This window comes from Mesorhizobium sp. WSM4822 (assembly GCF_055811155.1).
Window position 1 is genome coordinate 368,214 of the sequence record NZ_JBVVQM010000006.1, and the last position, 15,273, is coordinate 383,486.

Sequence of the window (15,273 nt, forward strand, 5' to 3'; positions counted from 1 at the left end):
CTGCTTGACCTTGCTCGATCTCAATGGCCGGTCGGGTCGAAAGTTCCCAACCGCCCCTTCTCGAGCAAGCTTCAGAGTTGCACCGCACCTCTCTACGTCAGCGCAGCGCTGCCGCGATATTCCCGCCGTCGACCGTCGTCACATCGGCGGTGGTGCGGTCGGCCAGCGCGTGATGCAGGAAGGCCTGCGCCACGTCCTGCGCCGTCACTTCCTGGCCGAGCAGATTGCCGGACATGTAGTCCTTCTCCGACACGCCGCGCGCGCCCGAGCGGCTGGCGATCATGGCGTCGGTCAGAAGCCCCGAGCGGATGCGGTCGGCGTTGACGGCGTTGGAGCGGATGCCATGCGCGCCATAGTCGAGCGCGTATTGCCTGGACAGGAACAGTGTCGCCGCCTTCGGCACGCCATAGGCGCCGAACTTCGGGCCGGGGTTGACCGCCTGTTTGGAGGTGTTGAACAGAAGCACGCCGCCGGTGCCCTGCTCGAGCATGATGCGCACGGCATTCTGCGCCACCGATTGGTGGGCGAAGAAATTGAGCTCGAAACTCTTGCGCAGGAGCGCGTCGTCGAGCTCGCCGATGCGGCCTTCCCAGGCGGCGCCGGCATTGGAAACCAGGATGTCGACACCGCCGAACACGGCAACCGCTTTGTCGAAGGCGGCACGCACCTGTGCCGGGTCGGTGATGTCTGCGGCGACGCCGATCGAATTGTTGCCGGCTTTCTTCGCCGCATCGGCAGCCTTTTCGGCGTCGAGATCGACGACGACGGCATGGGCGCCATTGTCGGCGAACAATTTGGCTGTCGCTGCACCGATCGCGCCGGCGCCGCCGGTAATCAGCACCACCTGGCCAGTCAGCGGCTTCGGCTTGTTGGAGGCGAGCTTGGCCTGTTCCAGCGACCAGTATTCGAGCGGGAACAGATCGGCCTTGGAGAGCGGATGGAAACGGCCGACCGCCTCGGCGCCGCGCACCGCCTCGATCCACATCTCGCCGACATCCGAGGCGATCTTCGCGTCCTTCAGCGTGCGGCCATGGCCGAACATGCCGAGGCCCGGCACCAGCGTCAGCCGCGGCATCTGGTCGAGCATGGTGCGCTTGACGTCGTCGAGCGCATCATTGGTTTCGAAATAGGCGCGATAATCCTTGGCGAACGCGTCGACATGGCTCTTGATCACCGCCTTGTAGTCGCCGGTCTTGTCCGCATCGGGCGCCGGCAGCGCCATTGGGCCGGTCTTGATGCGGATCGACAGATCCGGTGTCGACACACCGCGTCCGGCATAGTCGGCGATCTCAGCCGAATTGATGAAATCGACAATTGCCGGCGAAGTGCGGAAATCGCTGATCATGCGGTCGAAGCGGCCTTCGCCGCGCGCCACCGCCACCGCACCACGCAGCATCGGCGCGATGGACGCCGGTGTCGCGAGGCTTGCCGGCAAGGCCGCCTTTGCCGCCTTCGGCTTGCCGCTTGCGGCAATGAAGTCCTCGGCGACATTCACATAGTGGATCATCCGGTCGTAGGCCTGTTTGGCGTCGTCGCCGAAGGTGAAAATGCCGTGCTTGTCGAGGATCAGGCCTTCGACATCAGGGTCGGCGTCGAAGATGTCGGCGGCCGCCTTGGCGAGGTCGAAACCGGGCATGATGTAAGGCACATAACCCATCCTGCTGCCGAAAACCGTCTTCACCAGCGGCTTGGAGTCCTCCTGGTCGACGATGGCGAGAATGGCAGTCGAGTGCGTGTGGTCGACGAATTTGTGCGGCAAGAAGGCATGCAGCAGCGTCTCGACCGACGGGTTGGGCGAGGACGGATCGATGAGGTTGACGCGTTGCAGGGCAACCATGTCCTCGTCGGTCAGCCTGTTCAGCGCGCGCGCCTTGAGCAACGGCTTGAGCTTGACCGCCGGCAGGCCCTGCGGCTCGATGACGCCCATATCCCAGCCGCTGCCCTTGACGCACAGCACGTCCCACTGGTCGCCGACGAGGTCGGTTGCCGTCGTCTTGCAAGAGGTGTTGCCGCCGCCATGCAGGACCAGCCGTGGTTCGCCGCCGAGCAGCCGGGTCGTGTAGACGCGCAGCGCCAGGTCGCGGCCGATACCCTTTTTCGCGTAGTCTGCGACGAGTTTTTCGGCTGCTTCGTCATTCCACAAATTCTTCATGTTCGCTTCGTCCGGTTGCTGTCTTTGTTGGTGAAACAGGATTGCCGCGACGCTTTGATGACAATGCGCCGGCGACGGAGAGGGGATTTCTAGGAGGCCTTTTCTGTCGTGGCAGCCGCATGATCCAGGAGCCGCTGCGCCATGTGCGCGCCGACCACCAGATGCGTGCAAAGGCCGCCCGCGATCGCCGCGAGCAGCGGTTCGAACTTGCTGTCTTCCTGCACCACCACCAAACGCCTGGTGATGGCGCGCAGCGAGGCAAGTTCGGCGGAGATCGCCCGCCTGTTATAACTGCAGTCGAGCACCTTGCCTTCGGCGTCTATGATCTGCCCGGCAATCACGCCGGCAGCGCCTTGGCTGCGCAGATCCGCCATTTCACTTGGCGTCAGCGCGCCGCATTTGACCAGATGGCTGTCGGCGTCGACCGCGCCGACCGAGTATAATGCCAGGTCGCATTCGCTGACACCCGACAATTGTTCCCGGATCACTGGCTCGGCACGCAGCGCCCGCGCGAGTTCTTCCGTCGACAGCACCAGCGGCGCGTAGAAATTGAGCCCCTTGGCGTTGAGCCGCCGGGCGATCTCCATGGTGCATTGGTCGGGGCGATAGGAATAGGGCGCGCCGAGATTGCCGCAGAGCTGCACCACTGTGACATCCTGCAGATCGGCATAGGACATCACGTCGGCGATCATATAGACGGTGCGGCCCCAGGCGACGCCGATGCGGTCGCCCTTCTTGACCAGTTCGAGAAAGACGCTTGCCGCCAGCACGGCGATTTCCGTCGACGGGTCGGCAATATGATCATTCTCCGGTGCGATCCAGACGGCGTCGAGGCTCAACGCATCCTCAAGCTTGCGCGCCAGAACGTCGTCGGTGAAAAGCTGGGTCGAAGTCGAGATGTTGACGATGCCGGTCTCGCGCGCCTTGCGCAGATACATGGCGACCGAGGCACGGGAAATGTTAAGCTGGCTCGCCACCTGGTCCTGCCGCAGGCCATGGGCATAGTAGAGCCAGGCGGCCTTGTGGATGAGCTGTTCTGCCGGTCGGATCGCCATGCCGTCTCCTCGGCTGACATTATTCACGGCTCTCGACAAAAGTCAAACTGGGCAGAGGTATGCGATACTCCCGCTTACGCTGAATCTGGTTCATCATTGTGCCAAATGCGCTCTCTCGTGGCATCGTTTGTGGTGACGCGGCCCGAGCCTGTGATTAGAACGTCTGAAAGAAACCGCGGGGGGAGCATGGGATGGGCAGTCCTTACGAACAGGATCTCGACAAGAACGCGGCCAACCATCAACCGCTGACACCGCTCACCTATCTTGAGCGCGCGGCCAAGACCTATCCCGACCATCTCGCCATCATTCATGGCCACCAGCGTATCGACTATCGCACCTTCTGGCAGCGGTCGCTGAAGCTTGCCTCGGCGCTCGACAGGCGCGGCATCGGCAAGGGCGACACCGTCACCGTCATGCTGTCAAACACGCCGCCGATGCTGGAGGCGCATTTCGGCGTGCCGATGACCAAGGCGGTGCTGCATTCGCTCAACACCCGCCTCGATGCCGCGGTCATCGCCTTCCAGCTCGATCATGCCGAGACCAAGGTGCTGATCGTCGACCGCGAATTCTCCGGCGTTGTCAGGCAGGCCCTGGAACTGGCCAAGGTCAAGCCGCTGGTCATCGACTATGATGATCCCGAATACGCCGACGACGCGCCGTATCCGAAGGGCGAGCGGGTTGGCACGCTGGACTATGAGGCGTTTGTTGCAGGCGGCGCCGAGGATTTCGCTTGGTCGATGCCCGACGACGAGTGGGACGCCATCTCGCTCAACTACACTTCCGGAACGACAGGCAATCCGAAGGGCGTCGTCTACCACCATCGCGGTGCCGCGCTGATGGCCTACACCAACACCATTCATGCGGGCATGGCCAAGCACGCCGTCTATCTCTGGACGCTGCCGATGTTCCACTGCAATGGCTGGTGCTTTCCCTGGACGCTTGCCGTCCAGGCCGGCACCCATGTCTGCCTGCGCTGGGTGCGGCCGAAGCCGGTCTACGATGCGATTGCCGATCACGGCGTTACCCATCTGTGCGGCGCCCCGGTCGTCATGTCGGTGCTGATCAATGCCAGGGAGGAGGACAAGCGCGAATTCCCGCAGACTGTCACCTTCAACACCGCGGCAGCTCCGCCACCGGAAGCGGTGCTGTCGGGGATGGCCGATGCCGGCTTTGCCGTCACCCACCTCTACGGCCTGACCGAGACCTATGGTCCGGCGGTCGTCAACGAATGGCATGGCGCCTGGGATGATCTCGAAAAGGGCGAGCGCAGTGCCAGGAAGGCGCGGCAGGGCGTGCGCTATGCGGCGCTCGAAGGCCTGACCGTCATGGACCCCGAGACGATGCGGACCACACCGGCCGATGGTGAGACCATCGGCGAGGTCATGTTCCGCGGCAACATCGTCATGAAAGGCTATTTGAAGAACCGCAAGGCGAGCGACGAGGCCTTCGCCGGCGGCTGGTTCCACTCCGGCGATCTCGGCGTCATGCACCCCGATGGCTACATCCAGCTCAAGGACCGCTCCAAGGACATCATCATCTCCGGTGGCGAGAACATTTCCTCTATCGAGGTCGAGGACGCGCTCTACAAGCACCCGTCGGTTGCCTCTTGCGGCGTCGTCGCCAGGCCCGACGACAAATGGGGCGAGGTGCCTGTTGCCTATGTCGAGCTGAAGCCCGGCAAGGCCGCGACCGAAGCCGAGATCATCGATCACTGCCGCGCGCTGCTTGCCCGGTTCAAGGTGCCGAAGGCGGTCATCTTCGCCGAAATCCCGAAGACCTCGACCGGCAAGATCCAGAAATTCCGGTTGCGCGAGATGGCGAGGGGGACTTAAGCCTCGTCGCTGCTCTCCTCCAGTTACGACCTTTGCGATTGGGCAAAGCCTCCGCGACTTTCGTCGGTTCCCTGTCACCATCTGTCACCAGTCGTACGTGTACACCGAATCCGCATTGACAGGTCGCTCTTTTCAATTTACGAATGACGAAAATCGAAATTCATCACTCGTAAATCGATAGAGGATCATGTCCGAAGCCGCCACCATAGTCGCCGAAGCCGCCCGACAGGAAAATGTAACGCGCATTCTCGATTGCGCCGAGCGCCTGTTCCGGCACTATGGCTACGGCAAGACCAATGTCGCCGACATCGCGCGTGAGCTCGGCATGTCGCCCGCCAACATCTACCGTTTCTTCGCCTCCAAGGTCGAAATCCACCAGGCCGTCTGCGGCCGTATGCTCGGCGCCAGCTACAAGATGGCCTACGAGATTTCGCGCCTGCCGATCAGCGCCGAGGAGCGGCTTAGGCGTTACGTGCATGCGCAATACAAGATGACGATGGAGGTCATGCTCGACGACCAGAAGGTCCACGAGATGGTCATCGTCGCCCTCGAACGGGACTGGGGTGTGATCGACAAGCATGTCGACAGCATCCACGACCTGTTTGCGGAGGTGATCCGCGACGGCATCGAGGCCGGTGAGTTCAGACAACAGGACCCGGTGACCGCGTCGCGCTGCTTCGGTGCCGCAACGGTCATCCTGTGCCATCCGCAAATGGTTGCGCAGTGCCTTGCCAAGACCAACCGGGCGATGCCCGACGATCTGATCGACTATGCGATCAGAGCTCTGAAGTAATAGCCCCCGCCAGCCGGTTGTCGACCATTCATCTCCAGTCGGAGTACCAAGATGTCTTTGTCCAATTTCATCCTTCGCAAGCTGCCAGTTGCCGGCCTGATCGTCGCCACTCTCGGGCTTGCCGGCTGCAGCCAGGAAAAAGCCGAAGTCAAGGATATCATCCGTCCCGTCAAGGTTGTCGAGATCGCGAAGGTGCACGACACCCGCACGCTCTCCTATTCCGGCTCGGTGCGAGCCCGCACCGAGAGCGCTTTGGCGTTCCGCGTCAATGGCAAGATCACCGAGCGCCTCGTCGATATCGGCCAGCATGTGGCCGCGGGCGATGTGCTCGCCCGCATCGATCCCATTGACTACGACCTCTCGGTCAAGAGCGCGCAGGCAGCGCTCGATGCCGCCGAGCGGCAGGTCGAGACCGTGGAGCTTGCCCGCAAGCGAGCCGAGCAGCTTTTTGCCAAGAATTTTGCCCCGAAATCACAGCTCGAACAGGCGACCTTGACCTATGACCAAGCGGTCGCCACGCGTGATTCCGCCCTTTCGACACTTGCACAGGCGAAGAACCAGGTCGGCTATACCGATCTCAAGGCCGACAGGGATGGCATCGTCACCACGGTCAGTGCCGACGTCGGTCAGGTCGTCGGTTCCGGTACGCCGGTTGTCACTGTCGCCGTCGACGGCGAGAAGGAAGTGCTGATCGCCGTCCCCGAAATGGAAATCGCCGAATTCAGGCCGGGCAAGGCAGTCAAGGCGGGTTTCTGGTCCGACGATGCGCTGGCGCTCGATGGCAAGGTCCGCGAAGTCGCCGGTAGCGCCGATCCGCAGTCACGCACCTTTGCCGTCCGCGTCAGCCTGCCAAACGATCCGCGTGTGCTGCTCGGCATGACCGCCAGCATCGAAGCCTCGGCGGCCAATGAGCGGCAGCTGGTCTCGATCCCGCTGAGCGCATTGGCCGAGCAAGGCACCCAATCGATCGTCTGGACCGTCGATCGTGGCGCCAACACCGTTCATGCCCGTCCGATCAAGGTTGCCGAGTTCGCCGCCGATGGCGTGCGTGTCGCAGAGGGTTTGAAACCCGGCGATGTCGTGGTCGCCGCCGGCACGCAATTCATGACCGAAAACCTGAAGGTGAAGCTCGCCGGTGATGCGGCGCTGCAATCGGCATCCGCGGCAGACGGCGACGCCAAGCAGGTGCGCTGACGACAGACAACCGGCTGCGCGTTCCCGCAGTCGTTGGTTTCCGGGCGGCAGGCGCCCGACCGAGACGCTCGATTGATGTAACCCCCACATCGATCTCGCGTCCCACCGCGATGAGTGCTTCTCCGCTCGGAGAGCCTTGCCGCCCGGAAGCCACTATGAAACCTCGATTTTGTTGCGCTAGATAGATGGACCAGCGTCGATGACCAATTCCACGGAAGAGAAGCGGCCCTTCAACCTGTCGCGCTGGGCAATCGGCCATCCCGCCATTGCGCGGTTCCTGTTCGGCCTGATCATCATTTCCGGCGCGCTCGGCCTGATGCGTATGGGCCAGAAGGAAGATCCCGATTTCACCTTCCGGATCATGGTCGTCCAGGCGATCTGGCCGGGCTCCTCGATCAAGGAGATGGAAGACCAGGTCGTCAACAAGATCGAACGCAAGCTGCAGGAAACGCCGCATCTCGATTTCGTGCGCTCCTTCACCCGCGCCGGCAGCGCCATCATCACCGTGCAGATCAAGGGCGACACCAACACCGCCGAGGTGACCGACGCGTTCTACCAGGTGCGCAAGAAGGTGGGCGATATCCAGGGCGACCTGCCGCAGGGCCTGCTCGGGCCGTATTTCAACGACGAGTTCGGCGACACCTTCATCACCTTGCATTCGATCAGCGGCGACGGCTTCAGCTATCCCGAACTGAAGAAGTTCGCCATCCAGGCGCGCGACATGCTTTTGACGACGCCCGGCGTCGAGAAGGCCGTCATCATCGGCGACCAGCCGGAAAAGCTCTATATCGACGTCTCGTCCAAGGCCCTGGCCGAACGCGGCCTGACGCTGACCGATCTGCAGAATGCGATCAAGGGACAGAACAATGTCGACCCGGCCGGCTCCGTCGATACCGGCACCAACTCGGTACGCATCTCCGTCGAGGGCGATGTCGGCAAGGTCGAGGATATCCGGAACCTGCGCCTGCGCGCCGGCGGCCAGGTCACAAGGCTGGGCGACATCGCCACGGTGACCTCGGGGCTGGAAGATCCGTTCCAGCGCAAATACCGCTTCAACGGTCACGACAGCGTGCAGTTGGGCGTCGTCATGGCCAAGGGCTTCAAGGTTACCGACGTCGGCAAGGATGTCGAGGCCACCTACAAGCGCTTCGAAGAGGCGCTGCCTTACGGGGTTGCGGTCGACCAGATCTCCGACCAGCCGGGCGTCGTCACCGATGCGGTGGCCGAGTTCATGCATGCGCTTGGCGAAGCGCTGCTGATCGTGCTCGTCGTCTCGTTCCTGTCGATAGGCTGGCGTTCCGGTCTGGTCATCGCCATCGCCATCCCGCTGGTGCTGGCTGCGACCTTCGCCATCATGTACGAACTCGGCATCGACCTGCAGCGCATCTCGCTCGGCGCGCTGATCATCGCGCTCGGTCTTCTGGTCGACGACGCGATGATCGTCGTCGAGATGATGGAGCGCAAGCTGGAGGAGGGGATGGTCAAGGTCGAGGCGGCGAGTTTCGCCTATTCCTCGACCGCCTTCCCGATGCTGACCGGCACGCTGATCACCACAGCCGGCTTCATTCCGGTCGGCTTCGCGGCCTCGACCGCCGGCGAATATGTCCGCACCCTGTTCTATGTCGTCGGCATCGCGCTGATCGTCTCCTGGTTCGTCGCGGTCTATTTCACGCCATGGCTCGGCAACATGATCCTCAAGCAGCGCAAGCATGCCGGCAGCCATCACGATGTCTTCGACACGCGTTTCTACCGCCGGCTTCGTGCTACCGTCAGCTGGGCCGTGCGCCATCGCATCATCGTCCTGGTGATGACGCTGGTCACCTTCGGCACCAGCCTGTGGGCTTTCCAGTTCATTCCGCAGAACTTCTTCCCGCAATCGTCGCGGCCGGAAATCCTCGTCGACCTTTGGCTGCCGGAAGGCACCAGCATCAAGGAAGTCGAGGCGCAGGCCAAGGCGCTCGAAACCAAGATGATGGACGACAAGGACAAGCGTTTCATCGCCACCTATATCGGCGAAGGCGCGCCGCGCTTCTTCCTGCCGCTCGACCAGCAGCTGAGCAACCCCAACTTCGCCCAGCTGCTCGTCATGGCCAATGACGAACCGGCCCGCGAACGGCTGATCGTCAAGTTGCGCACCGTTCTGGCTGAAGACTTCCCATCCATCCGTGCCAAGGTCGATCGTCTGTTCCTCGGCCCGCCGACCGGCTGGCCGGTGCAGATGCGCGTCATGGGGCCGGATCGCCAGGAGGTGCGCCGCATCGCCGACCAGGTGAAGGCGAAGTTCCGTGAGGATCCGCTGCTTGGCGCCGTGCATGATGACTGGCTGGAGCCGGTTCCGGCGATGAAGCTGGTCATCGATCAGGATCGTGCCCGCGCACTCGGCGTCACCTCGCAGCGCATCCGCCAGATGCTGCAGGCGGCGATGTCCGGCGCGCCGCTCGACGACTTCCGCGACGGCGAGGAGACGGTGTCCATCGTCGCCCGCGAGCCGGATGCCAGCCGCAGCCTGCTGTCCTCGGTCGACTCGGTCTATATCCCGACCGACTTCGGTGGCTTCGTGCCGCTGTCGCAGGTTGCCAAGGTGGTGCCGGTGCTGGAGCAAGGCATCGAGTGGCGCCGCGACCGTCTGCCGACCATCAGTGTGCGGGCAACGCTGCCCGACGGCGTGCAGTCCAATGACGTCGTCACCAAACTGTACAAGGATATGCAGGGCCTGCGTGACGGATTGGCGCCAGGTTACAAGGTCGAGATCCAGGGCGGTGCGGAGGATTCGGCGGAAAGCCAGGCTTCGATCGCCGCCAAGGCGCCGATCATGCTGGCCGTCATCGTCGTGCTTTTGATGATCCAGCTGCAGAACTTCGGCAAGGCGATGCTGGTGCTGGCGACCGGTCCGCTTGGCATTATCGGTGCTGCCGCGGCACTCTTGATCAGCGGCGCGCCGTTCGGCTTTGTCGCCATTCTCGGCGTCATCGCGCTGCTCGGCATCATCATGCGCAACTCGATCATCCTGGTCGACCAGATCGACCAGGACATCGCCGCGGGCATGGACCGCTACGAGGCGATCATCGGTTCGGCCGTGCGCCGTTTCCGGCCGATCACGCTGACGGCGCTGACGGCGGTGCTGGCGCTGATCCCGATCTCGCGCGGCGTCTTCTGGGGTCCGCTCGCCTACGCCATGATGGGCGGCATCCTCGTTGCCACGGTGCTGACCATCCTGGTCCTGCCTGCTGGCTACGCCCTGTTCTTCGGCCGGGAGCCGAAGAAGCGCGGGGCGGAGGGGCGGACCGACGATCTGGAACTGAGCCAGGAAGCCGAAAAGCCGCAACTGGCGCTGGCCGCCGAATAGACCGATCACGCCAGTCGAAAAGGATCGGGCGCGCCGAAGCGCGCCCGATCCTTTTCACTTTTACGAGGTCAGATGACGAAGAACCAGTTGGCGAGCAGCATCACCACCACGCCGGCTACCAGGGTCAGGTAGGGCAGTATGCCCGCCTTTTTGACCGAGAGGTCGGCCCCCGTCATGCCGAGATCGGCCAGCATGTGGTCGGGGAACTTGCCCTTGTCCTGGATGTAATGGCGGAAGCAGAACACCGGGATAATCAGGGCTGCCGTGATCAGGCCGGCCCACAGCGCCATCGGGTTCCAAACTTTGGCTCCCGCGCCCATGAAGATCATGTTGACATAGGCGAAGATCGCGCCGACGCCGAGCAACCAGCTCGGTGCTTTCCAAGGCCGGGCGATATGGCCGTTGTCGATGCGGTGGATCCAGCCGGCATTGAGGTTGAGGAAGTTGAAGATGATATAGCCGCAGTTCGACACGGCGAGGATGAAGAAGAAGCTCGTCGCGTCGGCAGAGGCGATGGCCAGCACGATCAGGTTGAAGACGAGATCGGTCCACATTGCCCGCGTCGGCGCGCCATGTTCGTTGACATGGCTGAGATAGCGCGGCAGCCAGCCATCGACCGAGCCCTGGTAGAGCGTGCGTGAAGAGCCGGCCATGGCCGTCATGATGCACAGAACCAGAGCCAGGATCATCAGCATCACCAAGAGGCTGTGGATCAGCGCCCCGCCGCCGACCATGCCGGCCAGCGCGTCGGCGACACCGGAGCCGTCGACGATCGGTGTCGCCAGCATGCCGTTGAGGCCAAGCACGCCCTGGAAGGTGAACGGCACCAGGATGAACAGCAGCATGCACAAAAGGCCGGAATAGAAGATGGCCTTGAACGTGTCGGTGCCCGGGTTCTTGAACTCCGAGGTGTAGCAGACGGCGGTCTCGAAGCCGTAGGTCGACCAGGCGGCGATGAACATGCCGCCAAGCACCAGCGTCCAGCCGGCAATGTTCCAGGCGCCGGGCTCGGGCGCATAGGCGGCCGCCAGGGGCACCAGCGGCGAAAAATTCGCCCAGTTGATCTGGCCGGTGACGATCGGCACGACGCCGACGATCAGCATCGGGATGATGACCAGCAGGCCGATATATTTCTGCACGTTGGCAGTGCCGAGGATGCCGCGATGCTGGATGGCGAAGATGATCAGCATCAGCACCGCGCCGATGAAGAAGGTCGCGTTGAGGGTGAACGAGACCGGCCCCAGCGTGTGGCTGTAGAGCGTCCAGTTGCGGATCACCGGCGTTGCCGCGGTGGTCACCGCCGTGATGGCGTCGGCGGCACTCGTCCCGGCATGCGCGGCGATATAGGCGACGACTTCGGGCGAGGCATCGGTGAACAGCGGCACCGGCGCCAACGCGTTGAGGATATAAGCTGCGGCGATCGAGCAGCCGAGCGACAGCACCGGCGACCAGGCGAACCAGTTGCACCAGACCGACAGCGGCGCGATGAACTTGGAATAGCGCAGCCAAGCGGTGGCGCCGTAGATCGACGCGCCGCCCGACTTGTTTGGAAACAGGCCGGCGATTTCGGCATAGGTGAAGGATTGCAGGAAGCCCATGATCATGGAGAAGATCCAGATCGCGAAGGCCAGCGTGCCGGTCGTGCCGGCAATGCCGCCGATCGAGAACAGGACGAGGGCAGGCACGCCGCTCGCCACCCAGAAGGCGCCGCGCCAGTCGATATTTCGGTGCAACTTGCCTTCGGCAAGCGGCTCCAGGACAGTCGTTATGGTGCTCATATGTCTTTGTTCCCCATTTTGATGTTCCCCGTCCGTGACCGCCGCGGCTGCGCGAGGCTTCACCATCGACGCATGCATTGATCGACTGCCGGTGTTTCCACTCAGTCGTTTTTTTTTCTTAGGAGTGAAGATTGATCCGGCGCGCTTTCACGTCAAGCGAATTGTCGCGCCGTGCACATCACGCTTGCGAAACATGTCAGCTTCACACTGGCGGGCAGGATTGTTCGGAAAAGGACCAGGGGTCTGGAAACGAAAAACCCGCCGGAGGCGGGTCGCGGCGCAAATCAGCACCATGGACGAATATGTAGCATAGCTGCCCTCAGCAGTTCAAGAAAAAATTCCTATCACAGACTGCCAGCACGGCCTCACTGTCTTGGGAGGAAGGCCGTCAGGAGCGTGGTTTGGTCTTTTGCGGATCGTAGTGGGCGAAGGCGACGACGCGCGCCGGCAGCCGCTTGGCATGGCCGTCGAGCTTGCCGATCTCGACCTCGGTGCCGACAGCCGAATGGGTGACATCGAGCCTGGCCAGAGCGATGGTCTTGTTCAGCACCGGAGAACGCATGCCCGACGTGACCACGCCGATCTGGGCGCGGCCGACATGCACGCAGTCGCCATGGCCGACGTCGACATTGGCGTCGATGTCGAGGCCGACCAGCTTCGTCTGCGGGTGCTCCTTGCGGCGGATCAGCGCCTCGCGGCCGATGAAATCGTCGGTCTTGCTCTTCAGCGGCACGGTGAAGCCGATGCCGGCCTCGAACGGATCGGTCTGGTCGGAGAATTCGTAGCCGGCGAAGATCAGCCCGGCCTCGATGCGCACCATGTCCAGCGCCTGCAGCCCCATCGGCTTCAGCCCATGCGGCTGGCCGGCTTCCCAGATGGCGTCGAACACCTTTTCGGCGTCGCGCGGATGGCACCAGATCTCGTAGCCGAGTTCGCCGGTATAGCCGGTGCGCGAGACGACGACCGGAATGCCGTTGCCGCCACCAATGCGGGCGACGGCGAAGCGGAACCATTCGAGCTCGTCGATCGACGGCTGCAATGGCGAAGTCCAGATCACTTCTCGCAGGATGTCGCGGCTCTTCGGACCCTGGACGGCGACGTTGTGCATCTGGTCGGTCGACGAGCGCACCAGCACGTTGAGGCCGAGCTTCGTCGCCGTCTCGCGCAGCCATTCGCCGGACAGATCGTCACCGCCGACCCAGCGGAAATTGTCCTTGCCGAGCCGCAGCAGGGTGCCGTCGTCGATCATGCCGCCATGCTCGTAGCACATGGCCGAATAGACCACCTGGCCGACGCCAAGCTTCTTGACGTCGCGGGTCAGCGTGTATTGCAGCAGCGCCTCGGAATCCGGGCCGGTAACCTCGAACTTGCGCAGCGGCGACAGGTCCATGATCACCGCGTCCTGCCGGCAGGCCCAGTATTCCGCGATCGGCCCGTCCTTGGCGAAGGAATTGGCGAGCCAATAGCCCCTGTACTCGCCGAAGTTGCGGGTGTGCTTGGCAAAGCTCGAATGAAAAGCTGTCTCGCGGGTCATTTTCGGTTCCGAATCGGGCGTCATGCGTCTGGCGATCGCTCGCGAGAATTTGTGCTGGCCGGAATAGGTCCGCACATGGATGTCGGTCGGGTTCCAGCCATTGGCCGGCGTCGTGTCGTCGGGGCAGGCGGAGGACACGCAGACGATGTCGGTGAGCGCCCTGAGCAGCACATAGTCACCCGCCCGCGACCACGGCTCGTCGGACACTATGACGCCATGCGCGTCGATCGCCGTGTTGAAGAAGAAGTTGATCGCCATCCAGCCCGCGCGGGGATTGACGCCCTTGCCGGCCAGAGCGCCGTTGAAATTCTCCGAGCAGTTGGTGTGGCCGGGATAGCCGATGTCGTCGTAATATTTGGCCGCGCAGGCGAGCGCGAAGGCGTCGTGCCGGCCGCATGTGTCCTGCACCACCTCGACCAGTGGCTCCATGTCCTGGTCAAAGTATTTGGAATGCAGGCCGGGCATCGGGTAGCTCGCACCCATCAGCGTGCGAGTCGTCGTCACGTCGAGCGGATGATCCAATCCCCTGTCCAGCTTGCGCGCCGAAAAGCACTGGAAATCGGTGCACTGGCGCCCGTCGACATCGATGATCTGGAGATAGTCGCCAGCCTTGACGAAATAGGATTCCGCCGTCGCCGAATGGACGCGCAAATCGAGAACCGGGTCGGCCAGCGGATCGGCCAGTAGCGATTTCGCCGCCGGGCGGATCGTGGCACGGCGAACGATGGCAATCAGCGGCGTCGCCGTGTCGTGGCCATCGACCAGCATCGGCCCGCCGGGGGCCGCAATCAGCATCGCGCCGTCGCGCGCGACCGTGAAAGCCTGCTCGGTGCCGGCGGGTGTCGCGCCGCCGAACACGCGAACCGCCTTGGCATGGTCAAGCTGCATCTGCCGGCGCGCGAGCCCGCTCCGTAGCGATGCGAGGCTGTCGTCGTCCTCGGCCAACAGCGCCTTGATGCCGGCAGCATTGCTGTTCGATGTTTCACCGAAAATGCCGGGATCGGTCGCGCCGGTCCTGTCCCAGGCCAGCAACTCGCAGGCCTGGCCACCCTCGACATTGCGCACGGTGATCGTGTCGCCGGCCTCGATATCGATGAGCACCGCGCCATTGCCATGGATCGTATAACGCTCCATGCCCGGCGGCAGCGCGATCTGGCCGGGCCTCAGGATGAGGCTCGGCCGCGGCGGTCCGGCAGCAATTGCGGGGTAGGGCGACTGGCTCATTTCAGCCTTGCGGTTCGAGAAACAAGTTTGCCTGTGTGTGAAATTATTTTAGCGGTAAGAATAGCAGTGCGCGTGCGTTTGGCAAGGTGAAGGTGATGCTTCGAACCCAGTCAATTGGGATTGAATTGGCCTCCCAGTCTATCTTCCAAACGTCGGTGCTGCCCCTCATCTGGCTGCTGCCATCTTCTCCCCGTAAACGGGGCGAAGGACGCTGTCGTCGCCGGTTTCGCCAATCGCCAACATTGCAGAAATAGCGCGGCACTCCGAACAGCTTCTTTCTCCCCGTTCACGGGGAGAAATGCCCGGCAGGGCAATGAGCGACTATCTGTGGTGTCAAGTTGCATTGGCGAACTCCATGCGCGCAT

The 15,273-nt window shown here is 62.9% G+C and carries 8 protein-coding genes; 4 read left to right on the plus strand and 4 right to left on the minus strand.

Features of this window, described 5'->3' with window-relative positions; genetic code table 11:
• Positions 1 to 97: 97 nt before the first annotated feature.
• Both AC0L3E_RS16890 and AC0L3E_RS16895 read right to left on the minus strand, forming a co-directional pair.
• Positions 98 to 2,152: a bifunctional aldolase/short-chain dehydrogenase gene (locus tag AC0L3E_RS16890; protein ID WP_128309384.1), complete on the minus strand. Its 2,055-nt coding sequence runs from the start codon at positions 2,150 to 2,152 to the stop codon at positions 98 to 100.
• Between the two features lie 89 nt (positions 2,153 to 2,241).
• Positions 2,242 to 3,207 carry a sugar-binding transcriptional regulator gene (locus AC0L3E_RS16895; RefSeq protein ID WP_128309385.1) on the minus strand — a complete coding sequence of 322 codons (966 nt, stop codon included), beginning with the start codon at positions 3,205 to 3,207 and terminating at the stop codon, positions 2,242 to 2,244.
• Positions 3,208 to 3,398: 191 nt separating this feature from the next.
• On the opposite strand from AC0L3E_RS16895, the gene AC0L3E_RS16900 reads away from it, so the two are divergent.
• The 4 genes from AC0L3E_RS16900 (at position 3,399) to AC0L3E_RS16915 (ending at position 10,372) form a co-directional block, all read left to right on the plus strand.
• Complete coding sequence (locus tag AC0L3E_RS16900; RefSeq protein ID WP_473605215.1) at positions 3,399 to 5,039, plus strand: acyl-CoA synthetase; 1,641 nt, start codon at positions 3,399 to 3,401, stop codon at positions 5,037 to 5,039.
• Between the two features lie 187 nt (positions 5,040 to 5,226).
• A complete protein-coding gene (locus AC0L3E_RS16905; protein ID WP_027036073.1) occupies positions 5,227 to 5,832 on the plus strand; it encodes a TetR/AcrR family transcriptional regulator in 606 nt (201 codons plus the stop codon).
• Positions 5,833 to 5,883: 51 nt separating this feature from the next.
• Positions 5,884 to 7,026, plus strand: a complete 1,143-nt coding sequence (locus tag AC0L3E_RS16910; protein ID WP_473605216.1) for an efflux RND transporter periplasmic adaptor subunit — start codon at positions 5,884 to 5,886, stop codon at positions 7,024 to 7,026.
• 199 nt (positions 7,027 to 7,225) lie between these two features.
• Positions 7,226 to 10,372, plus strand: a complete 3,147-nt coding sequence (locus AC0L3E_RS16915) for an efflux RND transporter permease subunit (RefSeq protein WP_127328496.1) — start codon at positions 7,226 to 7,228, stop codon at positions 10,370 to 10,372.
• A 68-nt stretch (positions 10,373 to 10,440) separates the two neighbouring features.
• Here the strand turns inward: AC0L3E_RS16915 and AC0L3E_RS16920 are convergent, their stop codons facing one another.
• Both AC0L3E_RS16920 and AC0L3E_RS16925 read right to left on the minus strand, forming a co-directional pair.
• On the minus strand, positions 10,441 to 12,150 hold the full coding sequence (locus tag AC0L3E_RS16920; protein WP_127270074.1) for an APC family permease: 1,710 nt from the start codon (positions 12,148 to 12,150) through the stop codon (positions 10,441 to 10,443).
• A gap of 388 nt (positions 12,151 to 12,538) precedes the next feature.
• Entirely contained in the window at positions 12,539 to 14,908 is a 2,370-nt protein-coding gene (locus tag AC0L3E_RS16925; RefSeq protein WP_473605217.1) for a DUF1989 domain-containing protein, read from the minus strand.
• Positions 14,909 to 15,273: the final 365 nt, after the last annotated feature.

What these genes read in the sequence shown, in the direction of transcription:
- AC0L3E_RS16890 (WP_128309384.1), bottom strand. Translation starts at nt 2,152, where the DNA reads ATGAAGAATTTGTGGAATGACGAAGCAGCCGAAAAACTCGTCGCAGAC.
- AC0L3E_RS16895 (WP_128309385.1), bottom strand. Translation starts at nt 3,207, where the DNA reads ATGGCGATCCGACCGGCAGAACAGCTCATCCACAAGGCCGCCTGGCTC.
- AC0L3E_RS16900 (WP_473605215.1), top strand. Translation starts at nt 3,399, where the DNA reads ATGGGCAGTCCTTACGAACAGGATCTCGACAAGAACGCGGCCAACCAT.
- AC0L3E_RS16905 (WP_027036073.1), top strand. Translation starts at nt 5,227, where the DNA reads ATGTCCGAAGCCGCCACCATAGTCGCCGAAGCCGCCCGACAGGAAAAT.
- AC0L3E_RS16910 (WP_473605216.1), top strand. Translation starts at nt 5,884, where the DNA reads ATGTCTTTGTCCAATTTCATCCTTCGCAAGCTGCCAGTTGCCGGCCTG.
- AC0L3E_RS16915 (WP_127328496.1), top strand. Translation starts at nt 7,226, where the DNA reads ATGACCAATTCCACGGAAGAGAAGCGGCCCTTCAACCTGTCGCGCTGG.
- AC0L3E_RS16920 (WP_127270074.1), bottom strand. Translation starts at nt 12,150, where the DNA reads ATGAGCACCATAACGACTGTCCTGGAGCCGCTTGCCGAAGGCAAGTTG.
- AC0L3E_RS16925 (WP_473605217.1), bottom strand. Translation starts at nt 14,908, where the DNA reads ATGAGCCAGTCGCCCTACCCCGCAATTGCTGCCGGACCGCCGCGGCCG.